Source organism: Cupriavidus sp. 05T41, assembly GCF_056396525.1.
Window position 1 is genome coordinate 244597 of record NZ_JBFTLQ010000001.1, and the last position, 16622, is coordinate 261218.

16 protein-coding genes are annotated in these 16622 nt (G+C 64.4%); 9 read left to right on the forward strand and 7 right to left on the reverse strand.

The window, feature by feature from the left end; genetic code table 11:
• Window positions 1-88 precede the first annotated feature (88 nt).
• From AC1DKV_RS01105 to AC1DKV_RS01115, 3 genes are all read left to right on the forward strand, one after another.
• Complete coding sequence (locus tag AC1DKV_RS01105; protein ID WP_441614307.1) at window positions 89-589, forward strand: DUF305 domain-containing protein; 501 nt, start codon at window positions 89-91, stop codon at window positions 587-589.
• Entirely contained in the window at window positions 586-2064 is a 1479-nt protein-coding gene (locus AC1DKV_RS01110) for a YncE family protein (protein WP_441614309.1), read from the forward strand. The genes AC1DKV_RS01105 and AC1DKV_RS01110 overlap by 4 nt, the downstream gene beginning before the upstream one ends.
• 128 nt (window positions 2065-2192) lie before the next feature.
• A complete protein-coding gene (locus AC1DKV_RS01115; RefSeq protein ID WP_441614311.1) occupies window positions 2193-2615 on the forward strand; it encodes a hypothetical protein in 423 nt (140 codons plus the stop codon).
• A 388-nt stretch (window positions 2616-3003) separates the two neighbouring features.
• On the opposite strand, the gene AC1DKV_RS01120 is transcribed toward AC1DKV_RS01115, so the two are convergent.
• Together AC1DKV_RS01120 and AC1DKV_RS01125 are read right to left on the reverse strand one after the other, a co-directional pair.
• Window positions 3004-3276: a DUF4148 domain-containing protein gene (locus tag AC1DKV_RS01120; protein WP_441614313.1), complete on the reverse strand. Its 273-nt coding sequence runs from the start codon at window positions 3274-3276 to the stop codon at window positions 3004-3006.
• Between the two features lie 53 nt (window positions 3277-3329).
• Entirely contained in the window at window positions 3330-3566 is a 237-nt protein-coding gene (locus tag AC1DKV_RS01125; RefSeq protein WP_441614315.1) for a hypothetical protein, read from the reverse strand.
• A 699-nt stretch (window positions 3567-4265) separates the two neighbouring features.
• Between AC1DKV_RS01125 and AC1DKV_RS01130 the strand changes: the two genes are divergently transcribed.
• Both AC1DKV_RS01130 and AC1DKV_RS01135 read left to right on the forward strand, forming a co-directional pair.
• The gene (locus tag AC1DKV_RS01130; protein ID WP_441614316.1) at window positions 4266-4538 is read left to right on the forward strand and encodes a hypothetical protein; all 273 of its coding nucleotides are present in this window, start codon (window positions 4266-4268) and stop codon (window positions 4536-4538) included.
• 144 nt (window positions 4539-4682) lie between these two features.
• Window positions 4683-5735 carry an alpha/beta hydrolase gene (locus AC1DKV_RS01135; RefSeq protein WP_441614366.1) on the forward strand — a complete coding sequence of 351 codons (1053 nt, stop codon included), beginning with the start codon at window positions 4683-4685 and terminating at the stop codon, window positions 5733-5735.
• Between the two features lie 197 nt (window positions 5736-5932).
• Here the strand turns inward: AC1DKV_RS01135 and AC1DKV_RS01140 are convergent, their stop codons facing one another.
• From AC1DKV_RS01140 to AC1DKV_RS01150, 3 genes are all read right to left on the reverse strand, one after another.
• On the reverse strand, window positions 5933-6745 hold the full coding sequence (locus tag AC1DKV_RS01140; RefSeq protein ID WP_441614318.1) for a MetQ/NlpA family ABC transporter substrate-binding protein: 813 nt from the start codon (window positions 6743-6745) through the stop codon (window positions 5933-5935).
• A gap of 219 nt (window positions 6746-6964) precedes the next feature.
• Window positions 6965-8239, reverse strand: coding sequence for an O-acetylhomoserine aminocarboxypropyltransferase/cysteine synthase family protein (locus tag AC1DKV_RS01145; protein WP_441614320.1), 1275 nt, complete (start codon window positions 8237-8239; stop codon window positions 6965-6967).
• A gap of 202 nt (window positions 8240-8441) precedes the next feature.
• Window positions 8442-9425: an aliphatic sulfonate ABC transporter substrate-binding protein gene (locus AC1DKV_RS01150; protein WP_441614322.1), complete on the reverse strand. Its 984-nt coding sequence runs from the start codon at window positions 9423-9425 to the stop codon at window positions 8442-8444.
• Window positions 9426-10102: 677 nt separating this feature from the next.
• On the opposite strand from AC1DKV_RS01150, the gene cyoA reads away from it, so the two are divergent.
• The 4 genes from cyoA to AC1DKV_RS01170 are packed head-to-tail and all read left to right on the forward strand — an operon-like array spanning window position 10103 to window position 14062.
• A complete protein-coding gene (gene cyoA / locus AC1DKV_RS01155; RefSeq protein ID WP_441614324.1) occupies window positions 10103-11068 on the forward strand; it encodes a ubiquinol oxidase subunit II in 966 nt (321 codons plus the stop codon).
• 8 nt (window positions 11069-11076) lie between these two features.
• Window positions 11077-13053: a cytochrome o ubiquinol oxidase subunit I gene (gene cyoB, locus AC1DKV_RS01160; RefSeq protein ID WP_441643235.1), complete on the forward strand. Its 1977-nt coding sequence runs from the start codon at window positions 11077-11079 to the stop codon at window positions 13051-13053.
• Window positions 13054-13058: 5 nt separating this feature from the next.
• Entirely contained in the window at window positions 13059-13700 is a 642-nt protein-coding gene (cyoC, locus tag AC1DKV_RS01165; RefSeq protein WP_441614328.1) for a cytochrome o ubiquinol oxidase subunit III, read from the forward strand.
• Complete coding sequence (locus AC1DKV_RS01170) at window positions 13700-14062, forward strand: cytochrome o ubiquinol oxidase subunit IV (protein WP_441614330.1); 363 nt, start codon at window positions 13700-13702, stop codon at window positions 14060-14062. The genes cyoC and AC1DKV_RS01170 overlap by 1 nt, the downstream gene beginning before the upstream one ends.
• 206 nt (window positions 14063-14268) lie before the next feature.
• Here the strand turns inward: AC1DKV_RS01170 and AC1DKV_RS01175 are convergent, their stop codons facing one another.
• Window positions 14269-15630, reverse strand: coding sequence for an LLM class flavin-dependent oxidoreductase (locus tag AC1DKV_RS01175; protein ID WP_441614332.1), 1362 nt, complete (start codon window positions 15628-15630; stop codon window positions 14269-14271).
• Between the two features lie 28 nt (window positions 15631-15658).
• On the reverse strand, window positions 15659-16609 hold the full coding sequence (locus AC1DKV_RS01180) for a TauD/TfdA dioxygenase family protein (protein ID WP_441614334.1): 951 nt from the start codon (window positions 16607-16609) through the stop codon (window positions 15659-15661).
• Window positions 16610-16622 lie beyond the last annotated feature (13 nt).

Sequence of the window (16622 nt, forward strand, 5' to 3'; positions counted from 1 at the left end):
GTTGGTCTCGCGGCGTCATTTGCATATTCTCCTAAGATATTGATGCCGCTCCGAGTGGCGGCTCCTGCGAGGGGTTGCCGAAATGACTATGTCCGCTGCCAGAATCGCGTCAAGCCTTGTGGCGATGGGGTGGCTGACGCTTGCCATCCATGCAATGCCGGCTCGCGCGGCCGGCAGCACGGCGGACGACGAGGGGGAGCGCGCGTTCCTGGCCGAAAACGGCGCGGCCATGACCGCCATGATGAGGCACATGGAAATCACGCCGAGCGGCAATATCGATCGGGACTTTGTCTCCACGATGGCGCCACACCACCAGGGTGCGATCGATATGGCGCAGGCCTATCTGCGCTTTGGCCACAATGAGCAACTGCGTCGTCTGGCGCAGGAGATCATCGTTGAGCAGCAGCAGGAGATCCTTGCCATGCGTCTGGCGGTAGGGCTGCCGCTACCGCCCCCGGTTGCGGCCCCCACCGACATCGGCAGGCCGACCGGCATATCAGTGCCTGTGGAGGAAGCGCACCGTGAAGGCGGTGAGCGCGTCTTGCCCGTGCATGGCCACCAACCAGAGCAGTCGCAGGAGTCAAGATGAAATTCGAATCGCTCCTTGTCCTCGTCCTGACGGTCAGTGCCCTGGCGGCGGCGGCACCGTCATTGGCTGGGCAGGCCCCCGTATCCCAGTCCGAACCGGATATCCCTGTCAGCCACCGTGACCGCCTCTATGCCGCCGAGCAATTTTCGAACACGGTTTCCGTGGTGGACCCGGTCGATCATCGTCTGCTTGGCCTGATCCGGCTCGGGGATCCTTCGCCCGGAAATTTCAGTCCGCTCTACCGTGGACAGGTGCTGGTACATGGCATGGGCTTCTCACCAGACCATCGGACCCTGGCCATTGTCTCCATCGGTTCAAATTCGGTGACGTTCATCGATACGCAAACCAATGCGGTCAAGCACGCTACCTACGTCGGCAGGGCGCCGCATGAGGCGTTCTACACGCCAGACGGCAGCGAGGTCTGGGTTACCGTGCGCGGAGAAAACTATGTTGCGGTTCTCGATGCCAAAACCTTCGAAGAGAAGACCCGTATTGTCGTGCCCGCCGGACCTGGCATGCAGATCTTCTCGCCCGATGGCAAGTACGGCTACGTGTGCTCTTCATTCAATCCGGAAACCGAGGTGATCTCATTGGCCGAGCACAAGATCGTGGGTGCGGTGAAGCAGGACAGCCCGTTTTGTCCGAATATCGCCGCCACGCCGGACGGCAGGCAGGTCTGGTTCACACTCAAGGATACTGGAAGGGTTCAGGTCTTTGACGCACGTCCTCCATTCGCCCGCATCAAGAGCTTCGAAACCGGTCCCCTCACAAACCACGTGAACTTCGCGCGCAATGCCAAGGGCAGTTTTGCCTACGTGACTGTGGGCGGGTTGAATCAGGTAAAGGTCTTTCGTACCGATGATTTTTCACAGGTGGCTACCATTCCAACGGGGAGCCTGCCTCACGGCATCTGGCCCTCGGGCGATGGCAGCCGCATGTATGTGGGTCTGGAAAATGCCGATGCCATCGCTGCCATCGACACGCTGAGCAACAAGGTGATCGCGACGGTTCCGGTAGGCCAGGCACCGCAGGCGATTGCATATGTACCGAACGCAGTGACGCAAGGGGATGGAACGCAGAACCTGGAGCCGCTTGGCATTGCCGGGCAGGCAAGCCACCTGACGCTATTGGCGCCGAACAAGGGGCAGCCGGGCGGGAAGGCAGCCGCCGCGAGCAGCATTACGTTATTCGACCAGGGGTTGGTGCAGGTGCTGCAGGCGGCGGTGACCGGCCTTCAGCCGAGGCAACCTTATGTATTGGCGCTTGCGAACAAAGCTGACGGCGGTGGGCCGCTCGAGCCGCTTGCCGTGTTCATGACGAATCCGGCCGGCGCGGCCATCGTCAATACCATCGGGCCGATCCGGCAGGTCGTTGCGCCGGGAACAAGCGCCGCAGAGGACATGCGCCGCTACCTCGTGGTAGCCCCGCAGATCTCGGGAAAGCCTGGCGCTCCGGTTCAGGTGCAGGCTCCCTGATCGCGGCGGGACCACCGGGTGGCATCAGCAGCTGTGGGTGACACGCGGTGGTTGTCGCGAGTCATCCGCAGCGCTGCAAGGATTGCTGTCATTCCAGTCTGGCGAGTGATTGAGGCCCGTTGTCAGGCATGGGTTCCGTCGATGTAGGGATCGGCAGCGCTTGCGGGAGAAATAGACGTGCCCGTGCGATCCATGCCTGCAAGGGTTCGAGCGGCGTCGATACGATCATTCAGCGCCGAATTTCAGGCACCATCGGTGAATGCGTCACGCTGTCCGATGCGGGCGCCATCGGTGAATGCGTCGCGCTGTCCGATGCGGGCACCATCGGTGAATGCGTCACGCTGTCCGATGCGGGTGCCATCGGTGAATGCGTCACGCTGTCCGATGCGGGCGCCATCGGTGAATGCGTCACGCTGTCCGATGCGAGCGCCATCGGCATAGACGTCGCGGGGCGAATTGACAGCCGCACCGGCGGCTTGGGAAGCAAGGGCGGCGGCTGTGGCAATCAGCAGGGCAGCGCCGGAGATGTGGCCGAGGCGTTTCATGAGTAGCTCCTTGGGGCATGGATGGAAAAGCTTCAACGACCGGATCCGTGCGGCCTGCAGGAGCCGCGCCATGTTGCGATCGTTACTACCGTATACGCGCCGTTATCGCGAAATATTCCCGACGTCAGACTAAAAGTTTGAGTCGGTTTCATGGATGCCTGGTGTGCATCCGATGTGCGAAGTGAGCGGACACGGCGAGCGGGTATCCCGGTTGCAGTCGCCAAAGTGATGGAAGCTCGGCGTGACAACCCCGCGTCCAGGTTGATTTCCGTGGGCATCGCGCGCGCTATCAAACGCTACCAGTGGATTGAAGCCGCCGCATTCACTAATGTCCCCTTCCGGGGCCATTGTGAACGAGGCAGCCGAGGATCCGCGCTCTTCGAGGCAAAGCACGTTACCGCGAGGGCGCCTGCGACACCAACGCTGCGCCGGTATTTCCCTGGTGCGTTTTTGCTAGTTGCTGTAGTGCCGTTTGCAGATCGGCCGGATATTTGCCTTCTCTGCTTGGCTCGTATCCCAGGGCCGCCAGTTCCTGGACTTCACGGAGCAAATCCGCTCGCGTGACGTTAGGGGCTGTGACTTGTGCGTACTGCGCGAACACTGGAGTGGCAATGAGGGCCGTTACCGAGATGACTGCTGCACAGACAATACGAATAGGGTCTTTCATGATGACGTTCCTTCACAAGATGTTTGCTATCGCGCGCTGAAAGCCGCCGGTGCTCAGTTGCGGGCCCCGTCCGTATAGCCATCCCTCGAACTGATCCGCGCACCATCGGAAAACACGTCACGTTGTCCAACGCGCGCGCCATCCGTGAAGACATCGCGCTGGCCAATACGCGTGCCGTCGGTATAGACGTCGCGAGGCGAAGTGACTGCGGCAACGGCGGCCTGCGAGGCGAAGGTGGTAACGGTGGCAATCAGCAGGGCAGCACCGGAAATTTGACTGAGGCGTTTCATGATCGACTCCTTGGCGAACGATTACAGAGATGACAGTTCAACGACCGGACCTGCGAGGCTTTATGTGCAGCGCCATGTTGCGATCGTTACTGCGTATACGCCGCGAGATCGCGGAGCATTCCCGATGCAGGATTGAAATTTCAAATTGGCGCCATAGTGCCGCGCCGCGCAGCGCACGGGCCACCACGCGAGGCTGTGATGAATGCGGAGAACGTGAAGCCGGCGCCCGTCCGGCAGCTTCCAGAATGAGACTGCCGGTCTCGTCGGGAATGTGAGATCGACGATACGTGACTCGCCTTCAGCTCGAAGGTCCTGGCCCCCATGCGCTTGGCCATGAAGCTCTGGAGGCCAGGGTTGATGGTCCGGCCGCCCAAGGAAAACCGCGGCCCACTCGGGTCCGTCAGATCGCCATAGATAGACGCGTCTTTTTCCTTGCCGCCATCCGCGCCTGCAGCTCTCCGTGTGGCTCTTTCCACATCCCATTCATCACCGCCTCGCGTCGTGACCCGTGTGCTGCACCGCACGGCCCGACCGCGTGGCGTTATGACGGCAAATCAAAATTTCGATCTGACGACGGGAATGATTTCCGATCGCGCAGCGTATACGGCAGTAACGATCGCAACGTGGCGCTGCTGCTGCAGGCCTCTCGGATCCGGTCGTTGACTGTCATCTCTCTGTCCGGTTTTCAAGGAGCTACTCATGAAACGTCTCAGCCAATTCTCTGGTGCCGCCCTGCTGATTGCCACGGCCGCCACCTTTGCCTCGCAAGCCGCCGTGGCCGCGGTCAATTCGCCTCGTGACGTCTATACGGATGGCGCGCGTATCGGCCAGCGTGATGTCTTCACGGACGGCGCACGCATCGGAGCGCGCGATGTCTTTACCGATGGAGCACGCGTCGGACCGCGCGACGTGTTCTCCGATGGTGCCCGCGTCGATTCGAGGAACGTCTACACGGACGGCGCTCGCAACTAGGCCCTGGCGCTTTCCACGCACCCGTTAGCCAATGCCTTGCCGGGGAGAGGGTTGCGTGGTTCGAGTAGCGATCTTGGCTTTGCCGTCAAAGGTATCAGGGCTACGCAAAGCTCAATGACCTCGCTTGACGAGGTGGAGAGGAATATGTCAGAAAATATCAATTCGCGTCGTCGCGGCTTCATGGGCATGACAGCCGTGGCGCTTGCCGCTGCCCAGTTTGGCGTGCCGCGTTCCGCCAGGGGCCAGACACGTTCGCCGAATTCGTCGGTCGTGCCTTCGGCCTTGCCGGGTGCCCATACATCGTTTGCGTCAATGAAGCAGGTCGACGCCGCGCTGCTTAATGTCGGCTACGCCGAGGCGGGGCCGGTCGACGGACCCGCGGTCATCCTGCTGCACGGCTGGCCCTACGATATTCATAGTTTCGTTGACGTGGCGCCGCTGCTGGCGTCGCGCGGGTATCGCGTGCTTGTCCCGTATCTGCGCGGCTACGGTACTACGCGTTTCCTGTCGCAAGAGACGATGCGCAACGGGCAACCGACTGCCGTGGCCGCAGATATCGTCGCGCTGATGGATGCGCTCAATATCCGGCATGCGACACTCGCCGGGTTCGATTGGGGGGCGCGCACCGCCGATATCATCGCGGTGCTGTGGCCGGAGCGTTGCAAGGGGCTGGTGTCGGTAAGCGGCTACCTGATCGGGAGCCAGAAAGGCGGTGCGTTGCCGCTGCCGCCCGAGGCAGAGTTCCAGTGGTGGTACCAGTTCTACCTTGCAACCGATCGCGGGCGGGCCGGCTACGAACAATATACGCACGATTTTGCCAAGCTGATCTGGAGGCAAGCCTCACCGGGATGGAAGTTCGATGACGCCACGTTTGAGCGGAGTGCATCGGCCTTCAACAATCCAGACCATGTCGCCATTGCCGTCCACAACTATCGCTGGCGGCAAGGTCTTGCCTCTGGCGAAGCAAAGTATGACGCCTTTGAGCAGCGACTTTCCCTGGCGCCGTCCATTGGTGTGCCGACCATCACCATGGAAGGCGATACCAACGGCGCACCGCACCCGGCGCCGAGCGCCTATGCGGGCAAGTTCACCGGGAAATACGAGCACAGGACTATCACGGGGGGCATCGGCCATAACCTCCCACAGGAAGCGCCTCAGGCATTCGCGCAGGCCGTGATCGACGTCGGCAGGCTTTAAGCCCGAATTGCGCGAAGCCTATGTCCAGTTCCATCGTTGCCCATGCCGACACCACCCCTTGCCGGGTAGGCAGCACTGTCGCGGTCATCGACGCCAGACCGAAGTGGGTCGATCCATCGGACGAGCACGCAGTCGACGCAGGTTGACAGCCTTCTCTCGTCCTTTCTTTCTCGGGCGAGGCCGTGAGGCCTCGCATCTCAGCGCTGGTACGACGGCGGCAGGAAGCCCGCGAAGCGCTGCTGCGTGGTCGCCTTGAACTCAGGCGACTGGTAGGCATCGCGGATGTCCTTGACGAAGGGCTTGCTCACGTCGGCGGTGCGCACGGCCACCAGATTCATGTAGTAGTCGGGGATCTTCTCCAGCGCCAGGGCTTCGGTCAGCTTGAGGCCGGAGGAGAGGGCGAAGTTGCCGTTGACGAAGGCGTAGTCCACGTCGTCGAGCGAGCGCGGCAGCTGCGCGGCCTCGAGCTGGATCAGCTTGAGCTTGTTCGGGTTGGTTTCGATGTCGCGCTCGCTGGCACGGATCGGGTCGGTGCCGGGCTTCAGCGTGACCCAGCCGGTCTGCTGCAGGATAGCGATGGCACGCGCCAGGTTGGACGGATCGTTGGGCAGCGAGACGGTGGCGCCCGCTTTCACTTCGGTCAGGGTCTTGTGCTTGCGGCTGTAGATGCCGATGGGGGCGGTGGGCACCTGCACGACTTCCGACAGCTGCAGCTTGCGGTCGCCGGAGAATTTCTTCAGGTAGGCCACGTGCTGGAAGGCATTGGCGTCGATGGCGCCATCGGCCAGCGCCAGGTTGGGCTGCACGTAGTCGCTGAACTCGACGATGGTGACCTTGTAGCCTTTCTTTTCCAGCAGGGGCTTGATGCCGTAGCGGATCTGGTCGGAGTACGGGCCGGCGGTGGCGCCGAAGCGGATTTCCTTCTTGTCCGGATCGGCCGCGCCGGCCGTCTGGATCACGCCCAGCGCGAGCACCGCGCCGATCAGTCGAATTCCTAGACCCAATTTCATCAAAGCTCCCCTTGTCGTTGGTATGTAGCGGGCCTGGGCGCGCTTGGCGCGAACAGGCAAGGGGCTCATTGTAGTGGGGGTCTTATGCGCAAGGAACGAGTTAATGCGCATGGTGATATTACGTCGGGGAATAAGCAGGCGATGCAGGCAGGCGATGCGCCTGGCCGCTTCCCCGGCCCTCTCCCGCCGGGCGGGAGAGGGGGCGGACCGGCAGCGGCGTCAGGCAGCTGCCAGCGCGCGGTCCAGGTCTTCCAGCAGGTCGTCGATATGCTCGATGCCGATCGACAGGCGCACCATGTCTTCGCTCACGCCGGCGGCCTTCAGTTCCGCTGCGTCGAGCTGGCGGTGCGTGGTGGATGCGGGGTGCGTGGCCAGCGACTTGGCGTCGCCGATGTTGACCAGGCGGGTGAACAACTGCAGCGCATCGAGGAAACGTGCGCCGGCTTCCCGCCCGCCGCTCTTGAGGCCGAAGGAGAGGATGCCGGGGCCGCGGCCGCCGAGGTAGCGCTGCACCAGGGCGTGGTCCGGGTGCTCGGGCAGGCCGGCGAAGTTGACCCATTCGACCTTGGGGCTGGCCTTGAGGTGGCGCGCCACGGCCAGCGCGTTTTCCGTGATGCGGTCCAGGCGCAGGGCCAGGGTCTCGATGCCTTGCAGGATCAGGAAGGCGTTGAACGGCGACAGCGCGGCGCCGGTATTGCGCAGGGGTACCACGCGCGCGCGGCCGATGTACGCAGCGGCGCCGAGCGCTTCGGTGTAGACCACGCCGTGGTAGGACACATCGGGTTCGTTCAGGCGCTTGAAGCGCGCCTTGTGCTCGGCCCAGGGGAACTTGCCGCTGTCGACGATGGCGCCGCCCACGCTGTTGCCGTGGCCGCCCAGGTACTTGGTGAGCGAGTGCACGACGATGTCGGCGCCATGCTCGAAGGGCCGGCACAGGTAGGGCGACGGCACGGTGTTGTCGACGATCAGCGGGATGCCGTGGTTGTGGGCCACCTTGGCAATGGCGGCGATGTCGACGATGTTGCCGAGCGGATTGCCGACCGATTCGACGAAGATGGCCTTGGTGCGCTCGTCGATGAGGTCGCCGAAGGCGGCGGGGTTGCGGCCGTCGGCGAAGCGTGTCTCGATGCCGGACAGCGGCAGCGTGTGGGCGAACAGGTTGTAGGTGCCGCCGTAGAGCTGGCTGGCCGAGATGATGTTGTCGCCGGCTTCGGCGATGGTCTGGATGGCGTAGGTGATGGCCGCCATGCCGGACGCCAGCGCCAGCGCGCCCACGCCGCCCTCGAGCGCGGCCAGGCGCTGCTCGAGCACGTCGTTGGTGGGGTTCATGATGCGGCTGTAGATATTGCCGGGCACCTTGAGGTCGAACAGGTCGGCGCCGTGCTGCGCATTGTCGAAGGCGTAAGCCACGGTCTGGTAGATCGGCACGGCCACCGCGCGGGTGGTGGGGTCGGGGGAGTAGCCGCCGTGGACTGCAATCGTCTCGATTTTCATAGTCTTTTCTTGTTGGATTTCCAGGTGGATTACGTCGTGGAAGACGTCGTGGATTACGTCGCGGATGACTTCTTGGATGACTTGGTGGCTGGACGCCGCCCGGGAGCGGGCATGGTAGCAGCGCGGGTTGGCGCTTGCCATGGCGGCGGCCGGTGATCGCACCCGGCGCCGGCCGCCATGCCCGGCCGGCGGCTGGCCGGGGTCATTGGCTGGCGAGCGGGAAGGTGGCCTGCCAGACGTTGTCCCTGACCTGGAGGGCGGCGGGAATCAGCTTTTGCTGGTGGAACAGGTCGGCCACCTGCTGCTGGACGGCCACCACTTCCGGCGTGACCGGGATCGCGCCGTAGGGCACGCGCTTGAGCCAGGCCTCCACCACCTGCACGTCCAGGCCCACGGCGGGGGCGAGCAGGGCGGCGGTCTCGCCGGGGTTCTTCGCCACCCACAGGCCGGTGGTGCGCAGTTGTTCGAGGATGGCGTTGACGACCTGGGGCTGTGCCTTGACGAAGCCGCCGGCGGCTTCGTAGAAGTTGAAGGGCGAGGGCACGCCTTCGTAGTCGGCGATGGTGCGCACCTTGAGCGCCTTCTGCGCGAGCGCATAGTACGGATCCCACACCACCCAGGCGTCCACGTTGCCGCTTTCGAAGGCGGCGCGCGCATCGGCGGGCGGCAGGTAGATCGGCTGGATGTCCTGCAGGCTCAGGCCGTTCTTCTTGAGCAGTTGCACCAGCAGGTAGTTGGAACTGGAACCCTTTTGCAGCGCGACGCGCCTGCCCTTGAGATCGGCCACGGTGCGCACCGGCGATTTGTCCAGCACGAACAGCGCCTCGTTGGTCTTGCCGCCGGGCTCCGCGCCGACGTAGACGAAGTTGGCCCGGGCGGCCTGGGCGAACACGGCGGGCGGCGCGCCGGTGTAGCCAAAGTCGATGCTGCCGGCATTGAGCGCCTCGAGCAGCTGCGGGCCGGCGGGGAATTCCTTCCACTCCACCTTGTAGCCCAGCGGCGCGAGCTTCTTGTCGAGCGAGCCCTGGGCCTTGAGCACGGCGAGCAGGCCGGCTTTCTGGTAGCCCACGCGCACGGACTGTTCGGCGGCGCCAGCGGTCGCGGACCAGGACAGGGCGGCGCAGGAGAGGGCGGCGAAGGACAGGGCGAGGCCAAGGCGGCGGGGCCAGTTGCGCAACAGGGTCATGCGATTTTCTCCGGGTGGGGTCGGGGATCGGGAGGGATCCGGGCCGGCCCCATGGTTGCGAAATCGCGGCGCGAGGGGAACGAAGCTTATTGCATTTGGATAGAACTGCCGGGGTCGCCGGGGGTCAGAGCGTGGGCCGCCGGCGCCGGCGCGCGACGCCGCGCGCACGTTGTGATTTGTGCAACTGCTTTCAAGGGTGCGCACCCTGCGACACCTTGACGCACTCGCAGAATTTTCTGACAAGCGAGCCGTTGGCGGCGTGATCGCGAAAGATGGTGCATTGTCCGATTAACCGAACAGTGTGTTCCAGGTTCCGGGTTTACCCTCGTTGCTGCAATGCGGTAGATTCGCGGCCACGATGTCTGACGTACCGCGATTCTCAGCCAGAAACCACGTTTGCCGCACCGGCAGGCGTGATGGGTATCGCGAGCGCGGCATCCTTCTGTGTGGACCGCCGCAGTCCCACGGTGCTCCGTCCTACAAGGACCGAGCCAGCCTGCTAGCCCCGTCCTACAAGGATCAAGCCAGTCTGCCGTTGATTGGCGCCTCGCCGGGCAAGCAGGTCGCTTAACCAGGTTTCCCGTTTTCCCCCAAGCCTTAAGGCTGCCTTTCGCTCGCGCCTAGGCGGCAAAACTGCGCCGCGCCGTCGTTCCGTGGCCTACACAACCAGTCGTGACATGAAGATACCCAAACTTCCGCGTTGGACGCGGTTCCTGCCCTGCGGCGGCCTGTTGCTGGCCGGCTGCAACATGACCGTGCTAGATCCCAAGGGCCAGATCGGCGCCGACGAGAAATCCATCATCCTGATCGCGACCTGGCTGATGCTGCTGGTGGTGGTGCCGGTGATCGTCCTGGTATTCACCTTCGCCTGGAAATACCGGGCCAGCAACAAGAACGCCCGCTACGAACCGAACTGGTCCCACTCCACCGGTATCGAGGTGGTGGTGTGGCTGATCCCGTGCCTGATCATCCTGGTGCTGGGCATCATCACGTGGAAGTCCTCGCACGACCTGGACCCGTACAAGCCCATCGAATCCGACGTCAAGCCGATCACCATCGAGGCCGTGGCGCTGAACTGGAAGTGGCTGTTCATCTACCCCGAACTGCATATCGCCACCGTCAACGAGATCGCGTTCCCGGTCAATACGCCGGTGAACTTCAAGATCACGTCCGATTCGATCATGAACTCGTTCTTCATCCCGCAACTGGGCAGCCAGATCTACGCGATGGCCGGGATGGAGACCAAGCTGCACCTGATCGCCAACGCAGCCGGCACCTACGACGGCATGTCCGCCAACTACAGCGGCGGCGGCTTCTCGGGCATGAAGTTCAAGGCCAAGGCCGTGTCGAACTTCGACTTCGAGCAATGGGTCAAGCAGGTACGCGCCTCGTCGCGCGAGCTGACCCTGGCTGACTACGAACAACTGGCCAAGCCCAGCGAGAAGGAACCCGTGGCGATGTTCGCCAAGGTCGATCCGCAGCTGTTCCACGGCATCCTGCACAAGTACATGGACGGCACCGGCGGCGCCATCGCCGGAAACGGTACCTCGTTCGGTCCTGTCTGCACCTCGCGCAACACCCTCGGCACCAGCCAGGTGTCCATGGCCGCGCCCGCCCTGCCGGCGCCGGGCTCGAATTCCTAGGAGTAAAGATGTTTGGCAAATTGAGTTTGGATGCCATTCCGTTCCACGAGCCCATCGTCATGGGCACGTTGTCGATGGTGGCACTGGGTGGTCTGGCGCTGTTCGCGCTGATTACCTATACCCGCAAGTGGGGTTGGTTGTGGAATGAATGGTTCACCTCGGTCGACCACAAGAAGATCGGCATCATGTATTCCGCCGTGGCGATGATCATGCTGCTGCGCGGCTTTGCCGACGCCATCATGATGCGCACGCAACTGGCGCTGTCCACCAACGGCTCGCCGGGCATCCTGCCGCCCGAGCACTACGACCAGATCTTCACCGCCCACGGCGTGATCATGATCTTCTTCGTGGCCATGCCGCTGATGACGGGCCTGATGAACCTGGTCGTGCCGCTGCAGATCGGCGCGCGCGACGTGGCCTTCCCGTTCCTCAACACGCTGAGCTTCTGGCTGTTCGTGGCCGGCGCCATGCTGGTCAACGTCTCGCTGGGCGTCGGCGAGTTCGCGCGCACCGGCTGGCTGGCCTATCCGCCGCTGTCGGGCCTGCAGTTCAGCCCTGGCGTGGGGGTGGACTACTACCTGTGGAGCTTGCAGATCTCGGGCCTGGGCACCTTGCTCACCGGCGTGAACTTCCTGGTCACCATCCTCAAGATGCGCGCCCCGGGCATGACCCTGATGCGCATGCCGGTGTTTACCTGGACCGCGCTGTGCACCAACGTGCTGATCATCGCCGCCTTCCCGGTGCTGACCGTCTCGCTGGGCCTGCTGGGTCTTGACCGCTATCTCGGCATGCACTTCTTCACGAACGAGATGGGCGGCAACGCCATGATGTACGTGAACCTGATCTGGATCTGGGGCCACCCCGAGGTGTACATCCTGATCCTGCCGGCGTTCGGTATCTTCTCCGAGATCATCTCGACGTTCTCCGGCAAGAAGCTGTTCGGCTACAAGGGCATGGTGTACGCGACCGCGGCCATCATGGTGCTGTCGTTCCTGGTCTGGCTGCACCACTTCTTCACGATGGGCTCCGGCGCCAGCGTGAACGCGTTCTTCGGCATCACCACCATGATCATCTCCATCCCGACCGGGGTGAAGATCTTCAACTGGCTGTTCACCATGTACCGCGGCCGCGTACGCATGACCACGCCGGTGCTGTGGACGCTGGGCTTCATGGTCACCTTCGTGATCGGCGGCATGACCGGCGTGCTGATGGCCGTGCCCGCAGCCGACTTCGTGCTGCACAACAGCCTGTTCCTGATCGCCCACTTCCACAATGTGATCATCGGCGGCGTGCTGTTCGGCTACCTGGCCGGCATCACCTACTGGTTCCCGAAGGCCTTCGGCTTCAAGCTCGACGAGCGCCTGGGCAAGTGCGCCTTCTGGTGCTGGCTGGTGGGCTTCTACGTGGCCTTCATGCCGCTGTACGTGCTCGGCTTCATGGGCATGACCCGTCGCCTGAACCACACCGACAACCCGGCCTGGAACCCGTTCCTGTACACGGCCGTGGCCGGCGCCGCGCTGATCGGCCTGGGCATCGTGTTCCAGGTGCTGCAGATCGTGGTGAGCGTGCGTAACCGCAAGGCGCTGGCCGACGTCACGGGCGACCCGTGGGATGGCCGCACGCTCGAGTGGGCCACTTCGTCGCCGCCGCCGTTCTACAACTTCGCGCACACCCCGGTGGTGCGTGACCTGGACGCCTTCGCCGACATGAAGGCCCGTGGCGAGCTGCCCAAGCAGGAAGCGCACTACGAGCAGATCCACATGCCGAAGAACACCGGCGCCGGCTTCTACATGGGCGCGTTCAGCTTCGTGCTGGGCTTCGCGGCCACGTGGCATATCTGGTGGCTGGCCGTCGTGGGCCTGGTGGGCATGATCGTGTCCTTCATCTTCCGCAGCAACGACGACCATATCGACTACTACGTGCCCGCACGCGAAGTCGAGGCAGTCGAAAAGACTCACTTCCAGCGCGTCGCGTCGCAGGCCTGAAACCTATGTCTACACAAGTCCTAGACCGTCATTCCGCGCATGCCGCCCCGGCGCATGCCCATGACCATTCGCACGACCACGCCCATCACGACACCAGCGCCAACACCGTGTTCGGCTTCTGGGTCTACCTGATGAGCGACTGCATCATCTTCGCCGGTCTGTTCGCCGCCTTCGCGGTGCTGCGCGGTGAAGTGGCGGGCGGCCCCTCGGGCAAGGAACTGTTCGAACTGAACTACGTCCTGGTCGAGACCTTCCTGCTGCTGTTCTCCAGCCTGACCTCGGGCATGGCGATGGTCGCCCTGCACAACGGCCAGAAGGCCCGCCTGCAGTTCTGGCTGGCCATCACCTTCCTGTTCGGCGTGGCCTTCATCGGCATGGAAATCAACGAGTTCCATCACATGATCGCCGAAGGCGCGGGCCCTGGCCGCAGCGCTTTCCTGTCGTCGTTCTTCACGCTGGTCGGCACCCACGGCCTGCACGTGGCCAGCGGCCTGCTGTGGATGGCCGTGCTGATCTGGCAGATCGCCCGCAAGGGCCTGACGCCGACCATGAACAAGCGCCTGGCTTGCTTCGCGCTGTTCTGGCACTTTCTGGACATCGTCTGGATCGGCGTGTTCACCGTGGTCTACCTGATGGGAGCGATGTAATGGAACACAGCAACGTCTCGACCGCCGGCCACGGCGCGCATGGCACCAGCGCCGGCGGCGCCAGCCACAGCAGCGTCAAGGGCTATGTCATCGGCTTCGTGCTGGCGGTCATCCTGACCGTCATCCCGTTCAAGCTGGTGATGGGCGGCACGCTGGACGGCGCCACCACGCTGGCCGTCATCCTCGGCCTGGCCGTGGTGCAGATCGTCGTGCACCTGGTGTACTTCCTGCACATGGACCGCTCCTCGGAGCAGCGCTGGAACGTGATGGCCCTGGCCTTCACCGCGCTGATCCTGGTGATCGTGGTCGCCGGTTCGCTGTGGATCATGCACAACATGAACAGCAACATGATGGTGCACTGAGAGTCTTCCTCCCGGTGTAGCGACAAAGGCGGCCTGCGGGCCGCCTTTGTCGTTTCCGGGGACGGACGGCGGCGTTCGCCGCCTTTTCCGGCTTTTCCGCCTTTCCTGCCTTGGAGCTTGTCCTGGATGAAGCGAAGCGGTCCCGGCCAGGAGAGCGGGCAAGGCAAGGCCGCGCAACGACGCCCGGCGCTTCTTGAACCGGCCTCCTACGCCGCCCGCTGTTGCGCCGCCGCGCGCGGATGCACCGGCCGCGCCAGCCCCAGGTGCTCGCGCAGCGTGGTGCCTTCGTAGCGCTCGCGGAACAGCCCGCGGCGGCGCAGTTCGGGCAACACCAGTTCGATGAAGTCATCGAGTCCGCCCGGCAGCCACGGCGGCATGATGTTGAAGCCGTCGGCGGCGCCGCCTTCGAACCATGCCTGGAGCTGGTCGGCGATGCTCTGCGGCGTGCCGTGGATGGACCAGTGCCCGCGCGCGGTGGCCACGCGCAGGTAGAGCTGTCGGATCGTCAGCCCCTCCTTGCGGGCCAGGCCCGTCACCAGCTGGAAGCGGCTCTTGGCGCCGTTGGGCTCGGGCAGGTCGTCGGGTAGCGGGCCGTCGAGCGGGTAGCCTGACAGATCCACGCCGCCGAGGTTCTGCGATAGCAGGGCGAGGCCGACGGCCGGGTGGATCAGGCTCTGCAGCTCCTCGAACTTTTCCTTTGCCTCGGCCTCGCTGCGGCCGATCACCGGGAACACGCCGGGCATGATCCTGAGCTGGTCGGGCGAGCGGCCATAACGCGCCATCCGGCCCTTGAGACCTTGGTAGAACGCGCGCGCGTCCTGGAGTGATTGCTGCGCGGTGAAGATGACTTCGGCGGTGCGCGCGGCCAGTTCCTGGCCGGCCTCGGACGAACCGGCCTGTACGATCACCGGATGGCCCTGCGGCGGGCGGGAGACGTTGAGCGGGCCGCGCACCTGGAAGTGCCTGCCATGGTGATCGAGCGCGCGCAGCTTGTCCGCGTCGAAATGCAGGCCGCTGTCCTTGTCGTAGAGAAAGGCGTCGTCTTCCCACGTGTCCCACAGGCCCGTCACCACGTCGACGAATTCCTCGGCGCGCGCGTAGCGGTCGGCGTGCTCGGGATGCTTGTCGAGGCTGAAGTTGCGTGCTTCCGCGTCGGACCACGAGGTGACCACGTTCCAGCCGGCGCGCCCGCCGCTGAGGTGGTCGAGCGAGGCGAACTTGCGCGCCACGTGGAAGGGCTCGTTGTAGGTGGTGGAGACGGTCGCCACCAGGCCGATGCGCTGCGTCACCGCCGCCAGCGCCGACAGCAGCGTGAGCGGCTCGAAGGTGGCGGCACGCGCGCTGCGCGGCAGGGTGGTGTCGTCGAGCGTGCGGATCGCCACGCCGTCGGCCAGGAATATCGTGTCGAAGGCGGCGGCCTCGGCGCGCTGTGCCAGCCGCACATAGTGGGCCAGGCTTTGCCCGGCATCGGGCTCGGCGCCGGGGTGACGCCAGCCGGCCACGTGGTGGCCGGTGGCTTGCAGGAAGGCGCCCAGGCTGAGCTGGCGCCGCGGTGTTGTCTGGCTCATCGATGACTCCGGGATCGGTCCGGGCCGCTTACGCAGCGGCGCGGGCGGCCCCCGCATGGTTGGCGGATTCGCCGTGCTTCGGGGCACCCGACTTGACCGATATGCTGTGCCGGCCGTCCACGCTGACCGGCACATCGCCGGCAATGGTGACCCGCCGCACCACGCGCTTGGCATCGCCGTAGTCGTTGATGGCGTAGTGCTGGGTGGCGCGGTTGTCCCAGATCGCCACGTCGCCCGCGCGCCAGCGCCAGCGCACGGTGTTCTCCAGCCGGTGCACGTGGTCCTGCAGCACGGCCACCAGGTGTTGCGAGTCGGAGGCCGAATAGCCCAGCAGCTTCTTGACGAAGTGCCCCAGCACCAGCGTGCGTTCACCGGTTTCCGGGTGCACGCGCACCACCGGGTGCTCGGTTTCGTAGATGGCCGAGGTGAAGACCTCGCGGTAGCGCTTGATGGCTTCGGTGCTGACCGTGTTGCGGGTGGCGGCGTAGTCGTAGTCGTTGGTGTGGAGCGCCCACAGGCGGTCGGCCAGCTCGCGCAGGCTTTCGGGCAGATCTTGGTAGGCGGCGGCCGTGTTGGCCCATACGGTGTCGCCGCCGGCGGCCGGGATGGTCACGCCGCGCAGCACCGAAACCTGGGGATAGGCCAGGTCGAAGGTGACGTCGGTATGCCACGAGTTGGCGCGCCCGCCGTGCTCGGAATCGAGTTCGAGCAGGAAGCGCGTGCCGTCGCGCGAAGGCACGGTGGGATGGGGCACCGGCGTGCCGAAGCGGCTGGCGAAGCCTTCCTGCGCGGCATCGTCCAGGTGATCCTGGCCGCGGAAGAACAGTACCTTGTGGCGCAGCAGGGCCGCGCGCACGGCGCCGAAGGTGGCGGAATCGAGATCCGGCGCCAGGCGCAGGCCGCGGATCTCCGCGCCGATGCGCCCGGCTACCGGGTGGATGTCGAGTTCGACTTGCGTTGCGGCTTGCTGCTGGGTCATGAGATTCTCCTGT